At 59.7% G+C, this 16345-nt stretch carries 18 protein-coding genes; 13 read left to right on the top strand and 5 right to left on the bottom strand.

The window, feature by feature from the left end; genetic code table 11:
- The 4 genes from ACUY2T_RS08100 to ACUY2T_RS08115 all read left to right on the top strand — a co-directional run.
- On the top strand, positions 1–93 hold a 93-nt coding region (locus ACUY2T_RS08100; protein ID WP_448307600.1), incomplete at its 5' end, for an IS3 family transposase.
- Between the two features lie 175 nt (positions 94–268).
- Positions 269–970, top strand: coding sequence for a UMP kinase (gene pyrH / locus ACUY2T_RS08105; RefSeq protein WP_448308286.1), 702 nt, complete (start codon positions 269–271; stop codon positions 968–970).
- Positions 971–1030: 60 nt separating this feature from the next.
- Positions 1031–1588 carry a ribosome recycling factor gene (gene frr, locus ACUY2T_RS08110; RefSeq protein ID WP_448308212.1) on the top strand — a complete coding sequence of 186 codons (558 nt, stop codon included), beginning with the start codon at positions 1031–1033 and terminating at the stop codon, positions 1586–1588.
- 45 nt (positions 1589–1633) lie between these two features.
- Positions 1634–2488 carry a phosphatidate cytidylyltransferase gene (locus ACUY2T_RS08115; protein WP_448308287.1) on the top strand — a complete coding sequence of 285 codons (855 nt, stop codon included), beginning with the start codon at positions 1634–1636 and terminating at the stop codon, positions 2486–2488.
- Positions 2489–2503: 15 nt separating this feature from the next.
- On the opposite strand, the gene ACUY2T_RS08120 is transcribed toward ACUY2T_RS08115, so the two are convergent.
- Positions 2504–2911, bottom strand: a complete 408-nt coding sequence (locus ACUY2T_RS08120; RefSeq protein ID WP_448308213.1) for a LapA family protein — start codon at positions 2909–2911, stop codon at positions 2504–2506.
- Between the two features lie 87 nt (positions 2912–2998).
- Here ACUY2T_RS08120 and rlmN point away from each other — a divergent pair, with 87 nt between their 5' ends.
- Positions 2999–4096: a 23S rRNA (adenine(2503)-C(2))-methyltransferase RlmN gene (rlmN, locus tag ACUY2T_RS08125; RefSeq protein WP_448308214.1), complete on the top strand. Its 1098-nt coding sequence runs from the start codon at positions 2999–3001 to the stop codon at positions 4094–4096.
- Between the two features lie 51 nt (positions 4097–4147).
- Here the strand turns inward: rlmN and ACUY2T_RS08130 are convergent, their stop codons facing one another.
- The gene (locus ACUY2T_RS08130) at positions 4148–4552 is read right to left on the bottom strand and encodes a DUF2631 domain-containing protein (protein ID WP_448308215.1); all 405 of its coding nucleotides are present in this window, start codon (positions 4550–4552) and stop codon (positions 4148–4150) included.
- Between the two features lie 107 nt (positions 4553–4659).
- On the opposite strand from ACUY2T_RS08130, the gene dxr reads away from it, so the two are divergent.
- From dxr to ispG, 3 genes are all read left to right on the top strand, one after another.
- A complete protein-coding gene (gene dxr / locus ACUY2T_RS08135) occupies positions 4660–5886 on the top strand; it encodes a 1-deoxy-D-xylulose-5-phosphate reductoisomerase (RefSeq protein WP_448308216.1) in 1227 nt (408 codons plus the stop codon).
- Positions 5871–7115: a M50 family metallopeptidase gene (locus ACUY2T_RS08140; protein ID WP_448308217.1), complete on the top strand. Its 1245-nt coding sequence runs from the start codon at positions 5871–5873 to the stop codon at positions 7113–7115. Before dxr ends, ACUY2T_RS08140 begins: the two co-directional genes overlap by 16 nt.
- Positions 7116–7178: 63 nt before the next feature.
- Positions 7179–8339, top strand: a complete 1161-nt coding sequence (gene ispG / locus ACUY2T_RS08145) for a flavodoxin-dependent (E)-4-hydroxy-3-methylbut-2-enyl-diphosphate synthase (RefSeq protein ID WP_293790069.1) — start codon at positions 7179–7181, stop codon at positions 8337–8339.
- Here the strand turns inward: ispG and ACUY2T_RS08150 are convergent.
- Positions 8332–9054, bottom strand: a complete 723-nt coding sequence (locus ACUY2T_RS08150; RefSeq protein WP_448308218.1) for an ABC transporter ATP-binding protein — start codon at positions 9052–9054, stop codon at positions 8332–8334. The two genes, ispG and ACUY2T_RS08150, sit on opposite strands and share 8 nt — an antisense overlap.
- Complete coding sequence (locus tag ACUY2T_RS08155) at positions 9051–9971, bottom strand: FtsX-like permease family protein (protein WP_448308219.1); 921 nt, start codon at positions 9969–9971, stop codon at positions 9051–9053. Before ACUY2T_RS08155 ends, ACUY2T_RS08150 begins: the two co-directional genes overlap by 4 nt.
- Positions 9972–10086: 115 nt before the next feature.
- On the opposite strand from ACUY2T_RS08155, the gene ACUY2T_RS08160 reads away from it, so the two are divergent.
- The 5 genes from ACUY2T_RS08160 to ACUY2T_RS08180 all read left to right on the top strand — a co-directional run bounded on the left by ACUY2T_RS08160 (position 10087) and on the right by ACUY2T_RS08180 (position 15179).
- Positions 10087–11169, top strand: a complete 1083-nt coding sequence (locus ACUY2T_RS08160) for a sensor histidine kinase (protein ID WP_448308220.1) — start codon at positions 10087–10089, stop codon at positions 11167–11169.
- A 9-nt stretch (positions 11170–11178) separates the two neighbouring features.
- The gene (locus ACUY2T_RS08165; RefSeq protein WP_448308221.1) at positions 11179–11829 is read left to right on the top strand and encodes a response regulator; all 651 of its coding nucleotides are present in this window, start codon (positions 11179–11181) and stop codon (positions 11827–11829) included.
- A 20-nt stretch (positions 11830–11849) separates the two neighbouring features.
- Positions 11850–13721, top strand: a complete 1872-nt coding sequence (locus ACUY2T_RS08170; RefSeq protein ID WP_448308222.1) for a penicillin-binding transpeptidase domain-containing protein — start codon at positions 11850–11852, stop codon at positions 13719–13721.
- An 11-nt stretch (positions 13722–13732) separates the two neighbouring features.
- Positions 13733–14602 carry a type I methionyl aminopeptidase gene (map, locus tag ACUY2T_RS08175; RefSeq protein ID WP_448308223.1) on the top strand — a complete coding sequence of 290 codons (870 nt, stop codon included), beginning with the start codon at positions 13733–13735 and terminating at the stop codon, positions 14600–14602.
- A 130-nt stretch (positions 14603–14732) separates the two neighbouring features.
- Complete coding sequence (locus ACUY2T_RS08180; protein ID WP_448308224.1) at positions 14733–15179, top strand: carboxymuconolactone decarboxylase family protein; 447 nt, start codon at positions 14733–14735, stop codon at positions 15177–15179.
- Here ACUY2T_RS08180 and ACUY2T_RS08185 read toward each other — a convergent pair.
- Positions 15176–16327, bottom strand: coding sequence for an HNH endonuclease signature motif containing protein (locus ACUY2T_RS08185; RefSeq protein WP_293790092.1), 1152 nt, complete (start codon positions 16325–16327; stop codon positions 15176–15178). The two genes, ACUY2T_RS08180 and ACUY2T_RS08185, sit on opposite strands and share 4 nt — an antisense overlap.
- Positions 16328–16345: the final 18 nt, after the last annotated feature.

Below are 16345 nucleotides of genomic sequence, written 5' to 3' on the forward strand. Positions count from 1 at the left end.
AGGTGGTACAACACCGAACGCATCCAACAACGACTAAAGGGCCTGACCCCGATGCAATATCGGAATCAGACCCTTGAACCCCTCACCGCCTAGAATTAAACTAGTCCAACTTTCGGGGGCTAGTTCATAGGGTGCCGGGGACTTTTTCTGTTGTAGAGGTGGGGTAAACTGGCCACCAGTTTGAACCACGTCGAAAAATCGAAACTGTCGAAACTAAGGAGCAACTACGGTGACTACAGCCGAAAACCGTGAAGGCTACAAGCGCGTCATGCTGAAGCTGGGAGGTGAGATGTTCGGCGGTGGCAAGGTCGGCATCGATCCCGATGTTGTGCAGAATGTCGCGCGTCAGATCGCCGAGGTCTCCAAGTCCGGCGTGGAAGTAGCGGTGGTAATCGGCGGTGGCAACTTCTTCCGTGGCGCTGAATTGCAGCAGCGGGGCCTGGATCGTTCCCGCTCCGATTACATGGGCATGCTCGGCACGGTCATGAACTGCCTGGCTCTGCAGGATTTCCTGGAGCAAGAAGGCGTGGACTGCCGCGTACAGACCGCTATCCAGATGACGCAGGTGGCGGAGCCGTACCTCCCGTTGCGCGCATCTCGTCACCTGGAGAAGGGGCGCGTTGTTATCTTCGGTGCAGGTATGGGTATGCCGTACTTCTCCACTGACACCACCGCTGCTCAGCGTGCCTTGGAGATCGGTTGTGAGGTGCTGCTTATGGCCAAGGCTGTCGACGGCGTATACAGCGACGATCCGCGCACGAACCCGGATGCGGAGTTGTTCCACGAGATCACTCCGTGGGAGGTTATCGAAAAGAGCCTAAAGGTTGCCGACGCCACCGCGTTCTCCCTTTGCATGGACAACAAGATGCCGATTCTGGTGTTCAATCTACTGACCGAGGGCAATATTGCCCGTGCCGTCGCCGGCGAGCGCATCGGCACCCTCGTCGACAGCAATGTCAGCGCAAACTAGTGCCAACACGACCCCGACACCTCAACACTTTCCCCACCATAGGCTGGTAAATTCTTAAACATGATTGACGATATTCTGCTTGAGTCCGAAGAGCGCATGACCAGCTCTGTGGAGCACGCCCGCGAAGACCTGACGACCATTCGTACCGGTCGCGCGAACCCGTCTATGTTCAACGGCGTGGTAGCTGAGTACTACGGGGTTCCCACCCCGATCACCCAGATGGCTACCATTAGTGTGCCGGAGCCGCGCATGCTGCTGATCAAGCCCTACGAGCAGTCCACCATGGGAGAGATCGAGAACGCTATCCGCAACTCCGACTTGGGCGTCAACCCCACCAACGATGGCCAGGTGCTGCGTGTGACCATTCCGCAGCTTACCGAGGAGCGTCGTAAGGACATGGTTAAGATGGCTAAGTCCAAGGGCGAGGATGCAAAGATCGCCATCCGTAATATCCGCCGCAAGGGCATGGAACAGCTGGGGAAGATCCAGAAGGACGGCGAGGCCGGCGAAGACGAGGTTCGTGCAGCCGAGAAGGATCTGGAGAAGATCACTCACAGCTACGTCGATCGTGTCGATGAGCTGGTTGAGGCTAAGGAAAAGGAACTGCTGGAGGTTTAGCTCTCCTGCACTCTTTTGTGCCCGCGCAAGAAAGGCTCTGTACCCATCTCTGCTCGCCCGAAACCAAAGAATGGTCCCGGCCGTGACCTCAAGCAGGCTATAGCCGTTGGAGTTTTTCTAGGGGCCATTGCCATCGCGGGGTTGTTCACTCCCTTTGCGTGGTACCCCCTGGTCGCCCTTGCCATGTCGCTGGCCGTCTACGAAGTATGGCGACGTCTGTACGAGGGCGGGTATGTACTGAACCTTCCTGTGCTCTTCCTAGGCGCGCAGGTGATCGTGTGGCTATCCTGGCCTTTCGGACCAACGGGAGCCCTGGCGGGCTTTGTTATCAGTGTGCTGATGGTAATGGTCACGCGTCTTTTCCACTATGGGCGCTCCTCACCACCGCATAACTACCTGCGGGATACCGCGGTCGGCATTTTCGTTCTGACCTGGATCCCGCTGTTCGGCAGCTTCGCCGCGATGCTCTCGAGAATGCAGCGGGATCACATTGACGGTTGGGCTTTCATTGTCACATTCATGCTGTGCGTTGTCTGCTCCGACGTGGGTGGATATATCGCTGGTGTGCTCTTCGGATCCCACCCAATGGCGCCTGCCGTCAGTCCGAAGAAGTCCTGGGAGGGCTTCGTCGGTTCGCTTATTCTATCCACCGCCATTGGCGTGGCGTGTGTGACCTTGCTTCTTTCCGGCCCGTTCTGGATCGGCTTGTTACTCGGGCCCGGCCTTGCCTGCTGCGCCACGCTCGGTGACCTCGTGGAGTCGCAGTTCAAGCGCGATCTCGGCATCAAGGACATGTCAGGAATGCTGCCGGGACACGGTGGCCTCATGGATCGCCTGGATGGCATGCTGCCATCGGCGATGATCACCTGGGTCGTGCTGAATATGCTCAGCGGTGTGTAGAAGGCGGAAGTGTAGTTACTCCCGAACCTGCTTTCGTAGCTGTACGATGCGCACGCCTCCAACCAGCGCCATAATCAGTGCTCCGATGATCGCTGCGATCAGCATGCCCACGCCAATTGGGAAGGTCATCGTCCATGCAAAGAGCTGCAGCTCGGCGGATTCTTGATTCTGGAGGATGAAAACGAGCAACACAATCAGCAGCAGCACACCGACGATCAATCCGACCCACGTGGTGCCCGCCAGGGATTTCTTAACCTCGCGATGCTCTGGCTTTTGTACCGGTGCTGGAGTTGGTGTTGGAGTTGGTGTTGGAGTTGGTGTTGGGGTCGGTGCCGACGTTGGTCGTTGTACCGGTTCTGGCGTCTTTTCTGGTGACGCCGACTGCGGTGTCGGCTCGGGCTGCTGATTTAGGTTCTCGTTCATACCCACCATTCAACGGCAAAAGCACCCTGGGTTCAGATTTCGGCGATGTGAGGGTTACCCCCGGCCCGTGCAATAATGGGGCGCATAATGGCTACACCAGTGAAACTTCAGTTTGCAGCACCCAAAAGGGGAATGCCGCCGGCGCATATGGCGGATTTTGATTCGGAGACCTTGCAGCAGAAGGTCCAGGAGCTCGGTTTGCCGAAGTTCCGGGCAGATCAGATTCGGCGTCAATACTTCGGTCGCCTGCAGGGCGACCCGATGAAGATGACGGATCTGCCCGAGGCGAAGCGCGCAGCGGTGAAGGAGGCGCTGTTCCCAGAGCTTATGCAGCCCATCCGCAACATGGAGGCCGACGACGGGGAGACGCGGAAGACCTTGTGGCGCTTGCACGATGGCACGATGCTGGAAAGCGTTCTCATGCGCTACCCGGATCGGGCGACGTTGTGCATTTCCTCTCAGGCCGGCTGCGGTATGGCCTGTCCCTTCTGTGCGACGGGGCAGGGAGGACTGGACCGTAACCTATCCATCGGTGAAATGGTGGAACAGGCTCGCGCAGCTGCTGAGGTAATGCAGGACGAGGGCGGGCGCCTCTCCAATATTGTTTTTATGGGTATGGGTGAGCCGCTGGCGAACTATAAGCGCGTGGTGGAGACGATCCACAAGATCTCCGCTCCAGCTCCGGATGGCTTTGGCATTTCCCAGCGCAACATCACTGTCTCGACGGTGGGGCTGGCCCCGGCGATTCGCAAATTGGCGGACGAGCAGATGAAGGTTCGTCTGGCGGTTTCCCTCCACACTCCGGACGACGAGCTGCGCGATGAACTCGTTCCCGTCAACAACCGTTGGTCGGTGGAGGAGGTACTGGATGCTGCCCGTTATTACGCCGACACCTCCGGGCGCCGCGTTTCCATCGAGTACGCCTTGATCCGCGATATGAATGATCAGCCTTGGCGCGCCGACCTACTGGGCAAGAAATTGCGTGGGGCGCTGGGCACGAAGGTGCATGTGAACGTTATTCCACTGAACTCAACTCCAGGCTCGAAGTGGGATGCCTCGCCAAAGGAAAGGCAGGATGAGTTCGTCCGCCGTGTGGAGGCTCAAGGTGTGCCCTGTACGGTGCGTGACACTAAGGGGCAGGAAATCGCCGCTGCCTGTGGCCAGCTAGCGGCAGAGGAACGCTAAAAAACTGCGCAGGCTGTTGAAAGCCTGCGCAGTGTAAGGGGGAAGCTAAAACTAGCGGGTTACCGATGCCGGATCGATGTTCTGTGCACGCAGCTCATCGTCGGACAGGTTGGAGTATGCGCCCGTGAGGTTCAGCTGGTCAGCGGACCATACCGGCTCTACGTGACCCTCGGGCTTGTTGCGAGCGGTCACAGTCTTGCGGGGCTTGCCCAAAGACGGACGAGTAGCCCACAGACCCACACCGAGAAAGACCACAACTGCCAGGGCAATCAGCCAGATGTTTTCCACATTGCCCTTGTGGTTGCCGAACAGCATGCCCAGCAAGAACAGGCCGCCGATAACACCGGCGGTGATGATTCCGCGACGCGGAAGCTCGCTCCAGCCCCAAGCCGCAGACGGAACGTCCGCGGTGGATACGCCGTTGTAAACTTCAGCTTCCTTAGAGTGGTGCGCCACCGTTTCCTCCTGAAGGTCAAAAAAATTCTATCTCTCGTATTTTGACACATCGTGCCCGGTTTTTCCCTATCCGCACGCGTGCGTGGCCAGGAAAGTACCCAATTTAGGTGTGGAGGCTGGGCGTCCAGAAGAAAAGAAATAGAATAGGCCGCGTGAAAAAGCGAGTAATAGTCCTTGGTAGCACCGGTTCTATCGGCACACAGGCACTAGAGGTCATAGCGGATAACCCGGAGCGATTTGAGCTTGTAGGCATCTCCGCACACGGCTCCAAACCCGACGTGTTGGCGCAGCAGGTGCGCGAGTTTGGCCTGGATCTGCAATGCGTTGCTGTGGCCTCGGCGCGCACGGCGGATTGGTTGGACGGGGAATTCGGCAGCCGTTGCATCCGCGGGAAGGACTCTGCCCGCATGCTGGTCGAGGAGATCGGCCCGACGCTGGGGGAGAGCGACGTCATCCTTAATGCTCTCGTCGGTTCTTTGGGGCTTGACGCCACGTTGGCGACACTCGGCACGCAGGCCAAACTCGCCCTTGCTAACAAGGAATCGCTCGTCGCTGGCGGCCAGCTGGTGTTGAAGGCCGCGGACTCGGATCAGTTGATTCCCGTGGATTCCGAACACTCTGCAATGGCTCAGTGCCTCCGTTCAGGACGGGTAGACGAAGTGGACTCTCTGGTTCTGACTGCTTCCGGCGGCCCGTTCCGTGGCTATACGCGTGCGCAGTTGGAGGACGTCACTCCGCTGCAGGCCGCCAACCATCCCACCTGGTCTATGGGGCAAATGAATACTCTGAACTCGGCCACCATGGTGAACAAGGGCCTGGAGCTCATTGAAGCAAGCCTGCTGTTCGGTATTCCCGCGGAAAAGATCGAAGTGACCGTTCACCCGCAGTCGATCGTGCACTCCATGGTTACTTTCATCGATGGTGCGACCATCGCTCAGGCCTCCCCACCATCGATGAAGCTGCCGATCTCGCTAGCTCTCGGCTGGCCGGATCGAATTGCCGACGCCCAACCCAAGCTGGACTTTTCCGGTGCCACCGACTGGCACTTCGAGCCCTTGGACGATGATGTCTTCCCGGCCGTGATGTTGGCGCGCCAGGCAGTCACTTCCGGCGGCACCATGCCTGCGGTCTATAATGCAGCGAACGAGGAAGCTGCTGTCGAGTTCCTAAACGGCAGGCTTAGCTTCCCCCGCATCGTGGATACGGTCGCAGCAACCATGGAGGCCTGCCAGCACCTGTCCGCCGAACCCAATGACTTGGAGGATGTGCTGGCCGCGGAGCGCGAAGCTCGCGCGAAGGCACACGAAAGGATGGCCACGTGGCTTTCGGACTAGGGGTATTTCTCTTCGCCCTAGGCATTGCCCTTTCCATCGCCCTGCACGAGGCTGGGCACCTTATCGCCGCCCGTATGTCCGGCATGCGGGTGAGGCGCTACTTCATCGGCTTTGGCCCGACGCTCTTTAGCTTCCGCAAGGGGCACACTGAGTACGGGCTGAAAGCCATTCCCCTCGGCGGCTTTTGTGACATCGCCGGCATGACGAAGCTGGATGAAATGACCGACGAGGAGCGCCCGTACGCCATGTACGACAAACCGGCGCACCGTCGCATCTTCGTGATGCTCGGCGGCATCATCATGAACATCCTTCTGGCACTGGGAATTCTCTATGGAGTGGCTCTGGCCTGGGGACTGCCGGATCGCAGTGTGGTCTTCACTCCCACCGTCGAATCCACCCAGTGCGCCCCTGCAAAGCAAAATGCGGACGGAACATTGCAGAAGTGTACGGGTGACGGTCCGGCGGCGGAGTCGGGCGTCAAGACTGGCGATACATTCCTTTCCGTCAACGGCGAAGAGACAGAAGATTTCCAAGCCTTCACCAAGGCCATTGCTGCCGAGGCCGAGCGCGCAAGCGACGACGGCAAGAAGGTCGGGGATCGCATTACCGTCCCCGCAGTCGTCGATCGCGGTGGTCAGCACAAGAATTTGGATCTCCAGATTCAACTTGTTGAGCGAGTAAACTCCGCGGGCAACACCATGACCTCAGGTGCTGTCGGCATTCGGGCGAAGCGTCCACAGCTCGTGATGAATCACTACAATCCCGCCAGCGCAGTCGGCGGAACCCTGGCTTTTACCGGGGGAATGGTCAATGACACTTTCCACGGACTCATTGAGCTGCCACAGCGCGTGCCCGGCGTGGTCGAATCCATCTTCGGTGGCCACCGTGCCGATGATTCTCCCATGAGTGTGGTGGGTGCTTCTCGCGTTGGTGGCGAGTTGGTGCAGTACCAGCAGTGGATGAGCTTCCTTTTGACCTTGGCGAGCCTGAATCTCTTCCTCGCCGCCTTTAACCTGGTGCCGCTGCCCCCGCTGGACGGCGGTCACATTGCCGTAGTGATCTACGAAAAGATTCGGGATTTCTTCCGCCGTATGCGTGGTAAGCAGCCGGGTGGTCCTGCCGACTACACCAAGCTCATGCCCCTGACCTATGCGGCCACAGCGGTTTTGTTGGTATTCGGCATCATCGTCATCATCGCCGATGTAGTGAACCCAATCCGGATCTTCTAGATTCTCGCGGTAGAATCGGAAGGCAGTTTAACGGCATTCACGACTGAAAGGTTGTCTTCGTTCATGTCTGGTATTTCCCTGGGTATCCCCGACGGTCCGCCTCCGGTTTTGGCGCCGCGCCGCAAGACGCGCCAACTGATGGTCGGCGGGGTAGGGGTCGGCAGCGATCACCCTATCTCGGTGCAGTCGATGACCACGACGAAGACGCACGACGTCAACGCAACACTGCAGCAGATCGCCCAGCTGACCGCTTCCGGTTGCGATATTGTTCGCGTGGCATGCCCTAAAACCGTCGACGCCGAGGCTCTGCCCGCCATTGCCAAGAAGTCCCCGATCCCGGTGATTGCGGATATTCACTTCCAGCCGAAGTACATCTTCAGTGCTATCGACGCTGGTTGTGCTGCAGTGCGCGTGAACCCGGGCAATATCAAGGAATTTGACGGTCGAGTCAAGGAAGTTGCCAAGGCCGCTGGGGACGCCGGCATTCCGATCCGCATTGGCGTCAATGCCGGCTCGCTAGACAAGCGCATCATGGAAAAGTACGGAAAGGCCACGCCCGAGGCTCTTGTGGAGTCTGCGCTGTGGGAGGCTAGCCTGTTTGAGGAGCACGGTTTCGGCGATATCGCGATTTCCGTCAAGCACAACGACCCGGTCGTGATGGTGGAGGCCTACCGCCAGCTTGCCGCTAAGTCGGATTACCCGCTGCACTTGGGAGTCACGGAAGCAGGCCCGGCTTTCCAAGGAACTATCAAGTCCTCCGTGGCTTTCGGTGCGCTGCTGGCCGAGGGCATCGGCGATACGATCCGCGTGTCTCTCTCCGCCGACCCTGTGGAGGAGATCAAGGTGGGCGACCAGATCCTGCAGTCGCTCAACCTGCGCCCCCGCAAGCTGGAGATCGTGTCCTGCCCGTCCTGTGGCCGCGCCCAGGTGGATGTGTACAAGTTGGCCGACGAGGTCACCGCGGGCCTCGAGGGCATGGAGTTCCCGCTGCGTGTGGCCGTTATGGGCTGCGTGGTGAACGGCCCGGGTGAGGCCCGTGACGCCGACCTGGGCGTGGCCTCCGGCAACGGCAAGGGACAGATTTTCGTCAAGGGCGAGGTCATCAAGACTGTGCCCGAGGATCAGATTGTGGAAACCCTCATCGAGGAAGCTATGCGCATCGCCGATGAGGAGGGCCTTGAGGCTGTCGAAGGCCAGAAGGCCGATGTACGGGTGACTAACTAGTCGCCATTTCTACCTCGCGGACCTTGCCGTCGACTAGTTCGATGCGGCGGTCCAGCGTGGCCAGCTGCTCCTGATCGTGGGAGACATAGAGCACAGGCGTGTTTCGCTCGCGCGCCAGATCCACGATCAATTCGGTGACTCGCTGTGCATTGGTGGTATCCAGGGCCGCGGTCGGCTCATCAACCAGCAGCAGGGAGGGGTCATTCATTAGCGCGCGAGCCAGGTTTACACGAGCCTGCTGGCCGCCGGAAAGTTCGGAGACTTTCGCATCCTCGCGCCCTTCCAGGCCCACTTCCTTCAGCAAACGCTCGGCCTTTTCTTCCTGTTGACGCCACCTTTTCCCGCTGATACCGAATGGCTTATCCAGACGGTTCATCACCATGAGCTGTTCCTTAGCCGTCAGCGACGGCAGCAGGTTTGGCTGCTGGAACACGATGCCGAGGTGGCGACGACGGATTTCCGCAGCCTGGCGCCCCGCGACGGTGCCAAGTTCCAAAGTGGTTTCACCATGCAGAACGGCGGAGCCGGAGGTAGCGGTTTCCAGGCAGCCGATAATGGACAGCAGGGTAGATTTACCGGAGCCGGAGGGACCGGTGATGCCTACGACCTCACCGGGGTCAACGTTGAAAGAAACGTCCGTGAGTAGGTTGCGCTTTGTGGTGCCGTCGGTGATCTCGAGGGAGATGTTCTTTACTTCAAGTGCTGGGAAGATCATGAGTTCATTGCCTTTCGCGGATCGACCTTCATAACGGGGATGATGGATAGGCCGGCGCCGAGCAGACCCGCAAGCAGCAGGATGGCAGCCGGAATAAGAGTGGTGTGGGTGGAGACATCCATGGGGATTCCCTCCAAGAACCCACCGACACCGACGGTGAGCAGGGTGCCCGCGGAAATGCCGACGATAAGGACGACCAATGCTTGGCCGACGGCGTCGGTCAGGATGCTGGAGCGGGTACCACCCAGGGCGACGGTGATCGCTACGCCGCGTAGGCGCTGCATTGTCCACACCGTGAAGAATGCGCCGAGCACCAGTGCGGAGATGACGTAGAGCAGTACGATCATCAGATTCAGGGAGGACTGCTCGCCCTTGTAGGATGCGCTGGCGTTCAGCGCCTCCTTGTCCTTCAACATGACCGTGCCGGCGATTGGCTCCGCGTCGCTGGAGACCACGCCAAAGGTGGAGCTGCCGGGCAGTTTTTCTACCTCTTCGGTGCTCATCCAGTGGATGGGCTGGTGCTCTAGGTAAAGCTCTTCGCTGGGCTTGTTGCCGTTATCGGACATGGCGATGAATGACTGACCATCTGAATCTTTCGAGCGGGCCATAGTGACGACCTCGCCGTCGTGGCTTTCAACCTCGCGGGCTTGGGCGTCACTAAGCGAACCAGTGCTGAGGGAAACAGTGCCGCCAGCATCGTTGAGCACGAGCTGTTGGTTGCTACCGACCTTGTACTCCAGTGCAGAGGCGGATTGGAAGCTCAGACCTGCGGACAGGGAGCTCAGCAGAGTGACCATAGCGGTGATCAGCAAAACGGTGGTGATGATGAGCGCCGTTTTGCCACGGGAAGCGCGCAGTTCGCGTATCCCTTGGAACATAAATCCCCGGGTTGGGGTTAACGACTTATTGCTTAACATGCTCCTAATTCTGCGCGGGCAATAAGAAAAGCACATCGGGCAAAGTAGTAGTCCTCGACTCATACTTTAGGTGGAGGCGGGCTACACCCTGCGCTCGCTAAACTTAGAAGCGACTATGATTCACCAAGCTAAATCGAACAAGGTCGTAGCGCTGAATCGTGCGTGGTCCTACCTTGGGGTGGGCATACACCTGCTGATGGCGCTGCTGATGGCCGTGACCGTCATTAGGGACGGCTGGTCGTGGAATGCCGCTGCCCTGTGTTTTATTTATGTGATGGGTCTGTGGCTGCGCCCCACTTGGCTGTGGCTGACTTTGGTTATCGCCACCTGGGCGTGCCTACTACTAGTTGCTCCGAGCGCGGCATTTATGGCGTTTGCGCTGTTCTTCCTATGCGTTGGTGTGCTACCAATGTGGCCAGCAATCGTCTGCAATGTAGTGGTGACGTTCCTGTCTATCTACCAGAGTGGCGAGGCCCTGGGGCCTATCGTTGCCGCAGTGGTGGCCACTGTCGTTGGCCTGGGCTTTAAGGAATTGCGCGACGAGGCCAGTGCCCGGGAGGCTGCGAGCCGACATGCCGGGGAGATGGGTGAGCGCACGCGCCTGGCAGGGGAGATCCACGATACGGTCGCACAAGGCCTAAGCTCCATTCACATGATTCTGCAGGCCGTAGAAAAGCGGGTGGAAGATCCGGAGATCCTGGAAGATCTTCGCCTCGCCCGCACAACTGCCGAGGACAACCTGGCGGAAACTCGGCGCATTATCGCAGCCCTGCAGCCCGGCCCGCTGGTCGGCGGTGACCTGCCTATCGCATTGGCTCGAGTGTGCTCCGGCACGCCGATGGGGGAATCCCTAAGCTTTGAGGTCGAGGGGGCGCCCTACGATCTGGATGAAAAGGCTGAACAGGAGCTGACGCGTATTACGCAATCGCTGGTTTCCAATGTGGTGAAGCACTCCGAGGCCACGCAGGCGCGAGTGACCTTGACCTACCAGGAGGATCTGCTGAGCCTGGATGTTGTCGACAATGGTCGTGGCATGGATGAGGAGCAGGTTCGCAAGATCGCCGCTGAAAAGCTGAGCCTCTCGCCGGTAGGTCTAGCTGGTGTACGCCGCCGCGCTAACCTCATCGGTGCGACCATGCATGTAGAAAGCGCGCCCGACGCCGGCTGCGGCGTGTCTATCCAAATGCCGATCCGTTAGGAGTAGAGGATGCCAGGAAATCTTCGCGTTCTGATCTGCGATGATCACCCGGTTGTTCGCGCTGGGATCGAGGCTATGCTGCGGGGAGCGAGCGATGTGGAGATCATCGGCTCTGTCGGTGAACCCGAGCAAGCCGTCGCAATTGCTGCCGCAGAGCAGCCCGATGTTGTGCTGATGGATCTGCGTTTTGGCGAAGGCCCCGGCAGTGAGGGCGCCGAGTCCGGGGGAGTGTGGGCAACCCGTGCAATCCGCAAGAATAGACCTGCCCCGCAGGTGTTGATTCTGACCAACTACTCCACGGACAGTGACGTGCTCGGCGCTATTTCCGCTGGCGCAGTTGGTTACCTCCTAAAGGACTGTGCCCCAGAAGAACTGGCCGAGGGAATCCGCCAGGCCGCTGGCGGACAAACAGTGATGAACAATAACATCATCGGCAAGCTTCGGGGTCGCCTGGCCAATCCCTTTGAGTCCCTGACGAACCGCGAGCAGGAGGTCCTTACGCTTGCTAGCCAAGGCCTGTCGAACCGCGCAATTGCGAAGAGCTTGATCCTCACCGAGGCAACGGTGAAGTCCCACATGGCGCATGTCTTCTCCAAACTCAACGTAAAAAATAGGACAGCTGCGGTTGCTGTGGCGAGGGAGCGCGGAATTATCGATTAGCCCTGTTAATCTCTGGGGCTATGCGCACCACCTCTTGGACTCCTCGCCGCGCCATCACCGCCGCCGTCACGACGGCTGGGCTCGCTCTGGGCGTTGCTGCCTGCACCCCGAAACCCGATGTTGCTGATGACGCCGCACAGGCCTTCCTAGCGGCTCTTTCCAATCCCGGCGAGGCTTCCACCGCGGGAGGGGAAACCGATAACCCTGACAAGGCCACGCAAGCTATCTCACAGGCGTGGGCGTCTCTGCAGGCCGAAGGCCTGCAGACCGAACTGAAGGGCGTCAATACCCAGGACAATCAGGCAACCGCACAGTACGAACTGCGCTGGGACCTGCCCGGCGGACGTAAGTTCGCCTATGAGTCCTCCATGACTCTTACTCGCACGGGGAACGATTGGTCCGTACGCTGGCAGCCGGCGGTTCTCCACCCGGAGCTGGGTGCGAACCAACACCTGGAGCTGCGTAGCGTGCCGGCGAAAGTGGCAAATGTCGTAGGGTCCGATGGTGCGGTGCTGTTGGAACCTGGTACGCAGTACCGCATTCTTGTCGACAAGGACAAGGTCGCCGATGTTCTCGGAACTATGCGGCGCATTGCCGGCGAGCTCGACGCTTTGCGTGGTGCCGATAAGTCGGTTCCGAGTATCGACCCGGTGAAGAAGGCCGACGAGGCCAAAGACGTAGATGGTGAGTACTCGGTACTGACGGTCAATCAGGCCCAAGGTAAGCGTTTGGAAGGTGCCCTTGGTGGCGTTGAGGGCGTGCGGATGAACGAAGAGCCTTCCCTGGTGCGCCCGGATCCGTCCTTTGCGCCGGACATCATGGCCCGCGTGCGCAGCGTTGTTGAAGAAGACCTGCAGGGAGAAAATGGCTGGAAGGTAGTCGCTGCTACCAGCGAGGGGAATGAAGTTGCGAAGGTCGGGGGAGAGGACCCGAAGGCTTCTCCAAGCGTGCACGTGTCTCTGTCGCGCAAGGTGCAGGAGGCAGCGCAGAAGGCAGTGGATACTCGCGCCGATTCGAAGACGATGATGGTTGTCATGCGTCCTTCCACTGGCGAGGTGTTGGCCGTCGCGCAGTCGGAGAAGGCCGACGAAGATGGAAACGTCGCCCTCATGGGACAGTATCCTCCGGGTTCGACGTTCAAGATGCTCACGGCCTATGCGGGTCTGCAGAAGCAGGGCCTGACTCCGGATTCCATTGTCGGCTGCCCCGGCACTCAGGATATTGGCGGGCGTATCGTGACGAATTACAACAGTTTCTCTCTGGGAAGCACGCAACTGGAAAATGCTTTCGCTAAATCGTGCAACACTACCTTCGCGGATATCTCTACCAAGCTGAAGCCTGGCGAACTGAAGGACGTTGCCTCGCAGTTTGGCCTGGGAGCCGATTACGACATCGAGGGGCTAGATACCATCACCGGTTCCGTGCCCGAGGGCGAAAAGATGCTCGACCGTACTGAGGCGGGGTATGGCCAGGGTCTCGACCTGGCAAGCCCGTTTGGTATGGCCATGGTGGCCTCCAGCGTGGCTGCGGGACGGGCACCGACTCCTTATCTGATCAGCGGTGAGAACCATCACACGAAGGCTCAGAACGAAGAGGCCAAGACGGATGCTAAAAAGAAGCTGGATCCCAAGGTCATTGAACAGCTGCGGCGGATGATGCGCGCCGTGGTCACGAACGGCTCTGGATCTGGCGTAGCCGATGCCGGCGAGGTGTACGCCAAGACCGGTGAGGCGGAAATCAATGGGGGTTCGCACAGTTGGCTTGCCGGTTATCGCGGTGACCTGGCTTTCGCCACTCTGGTTGTGCTGGGCGGCGGGTCCGAACATGCCACGGCGGTAACGTCCAACTTCTTCAAGAACCTCGACGGGTCAGGAGCCAAGCGCCCGGAGTAGAATGGTGCGACATGACTCGAGCACCATTGACCCCTGGAAAGCCCACCCCCATCCGCACCGTGCCGGCCAATATTGAGCGCCCGGAGTACGCATGGAAGGACAGCGTTCAAGAAAACATTGGTGAGCCGTGGGTGCAGACGCCCGAGACGATCGAAAAGATGCGTGAAGCTAGCCGCATCGCCGCCGACGCACTGCACGCCGCCGGGGCTGCCGTCGCCCCCGGTGTGACCACCGACGAGATCGATCGCGTGGCGCACGAATACATGTGCGACCACGGCGCGTACCCCTCCACCCTCGGCTACCGGCACTTCCCGAAGTCCTGCTGCGTGAGCCTCAACGAGATCATCTGCCACGGCATCCCCGACAGCACCGTTATCCAGGACGGCGACATCGTCAACATCGACGTCACCGCCTACAAGAACGGCGTGCACGGCGATACCAACGCGACCTTCCTAGCCGGTGACGTCTCCGAAGAGCACCGCCTGCTGGTCGAACGCACCGAAAAGGCCATGTGGCGCGGCATTAAGGCCGTCAAGCCGGGCCGCCAGATCAACATCATCGGCCGCGTGATCGAGAGCTACGCCAAGCGCTTCGGCTACAACGTCGTGGAGGACTTCACCGGCCACGGCGTTGGTCCGACCTTCCACAACGGCCTTGTTGTGCTGCACTACGACCGCCCAACCATGTACACCGACCTGCTGGAACCGGGCATGACCCTGACAATCGAGCCGATGATCAACCTCGGCGGCCTTGACTACGAAGTCTGGGACGACGACTGGACCGTCCAGACCAAGGACCGCCAGTGGACCGCGCAGTTCGAGCACACCCTGCTGGTCACCGAAGATGGCTACGAAGTTCTCACGATCCCCAGCGAGTCCTAAGTCGACCGACTAACCTCCCAGAAGTATGGGAGACAAAACTATACCGCTGGGTCCAGGTCCCGTTTCACGCCGTGATCACCTACGTCGATTAGGTCCTTTCGGGGCTTTCGCCACCCGCGTGGGTGCGCGCGTGACCAAAAAGAAGAACCTCGGAGTGTTCGCCACCATCGGCCGCGCCCCGCGGTTGTTCTTCTTTTGGCTGCTCTACGGCGGCTCGATGATGCCCTTCGGCTACCTTTCGCGCGTCGAAACCGAAATGATCATCCTCCGCGTCGCCTACCTGCGCGGCAGCGCCTACGAAGCCGACCAGCACCGTGCCCTCGCGGCGAGGGTTGGGGTTAAGGATATTGACGCCCTGTTCCAGCCCGACCACGGCTTCACCGGCCGCCATGGCACCCTACTGGACGCCGCCGAGCAGCTCGTCCGCGATCGTGGGCTTTCCGCCGATATGGCTCAGCGCGTGCGGGATCTGCTGAGCGAGCGGGAGCAGGTTGCGTTCGTCATGCTAGTCACAAACTACGACGGCCTGGCCACGGCGCTGGACGTCATGGGAGTCCCGGTCGACGAGCCACGCTAGGCCGCCCGTCGACGATTCTCTGCCCGCTGGGCGAAGGTTTCTCGTCCTAGCGGACCGTTCGGTGCCGTCATCACCGTGTGCCCGTCGCCGTGGCTTGTCCAGGTCTCGTTGCCGTCGGGGTGGATGGTGACGTCCCAGGATCCTGTCGTCTTCGCGTTGTGGTGCTTCGTGCACAGGCAATGAAGGTTTGAGGTGGACGTAGGCCCTCCTGCCTGCGGGTTTTCGTGGTCGTAGCGCTGCACGTGGTCCAGCTGGCACTTGTGTGCGGGCACCGAACATCCCGGGAAGCGGCAGGTTCCGTCGCGGCCCTCCACGCTGGCCCGCACCAGAGGTGTGGGGGAGTAGCCCTCGTTGCTCGCCGTACCGGGGAACTGGACGTGCGTAACGCGGTCCTTCCATCTCTGCGTGGCCTTTGAGCTGACCCAGCCACCCGCGGCCCAGATCTGGGCATCCGGCTGATCCGTACTTTGATACAGGTTTAGCGTGATGTCTGCCGTGGTCTGCCTGCGCACCAGGCGCATCAGGGCTTCGGCGCGGGAACAGGAGTTGTTCTTCACCACGTTGTTGAGTGTCCGTTGAAGCTCTAGCCCTTCGAGCTTGGGTAGCGTCAAGAAGAAAACAGTGGTGGTATCCGGGCGATCGTCGATTTCTAGGCGCTTGTTGGAGCCGTCTTCGGTGTCGGCCGAGTCTTCCGGGAGTGCAAGGGGGTCGTACTTGCGAATGATTCTTTCTAGCCGGCTGCGGATCGTGGCCCTGGCTAGCATTGCCTGGTTGGGCACGGTGGGGGAGATCGCTTGAAAAATTTTTTCCTCGAAGATTTCAGGGATGTTCTGGCTGACCGGGCTGAGGCATTCGGCCATGCATCGAAGCAGGTCAAGAGAGTAAGCGCCCGTATTTGCTGCCTCACGGATAGTGGGGAATCGGCGGAACATGTGGCCGATCTCAACCAGAGTGAGTGCCCTGTATTCCGTTAAACCCAAGCGCACTGCGAGGCGTGTGGAAACGTCGATAACACACTCGTCTATCTCGGGAGTGCAGGCCACGGCGAGTTTGACGTGGCCGCGGTTGATTTCGCATGTTGCGGCACTCAATGGATCGCACGGATCGGTGACGCGCCAGCAGGGTGTGGTGGTGGAATGCTCGAACACGGTATTGCCCCTTTTTGC

The sequence above is a fragment of the Corynebacterium sp. 22-2729 genome, from assembly GCF_053479475.1.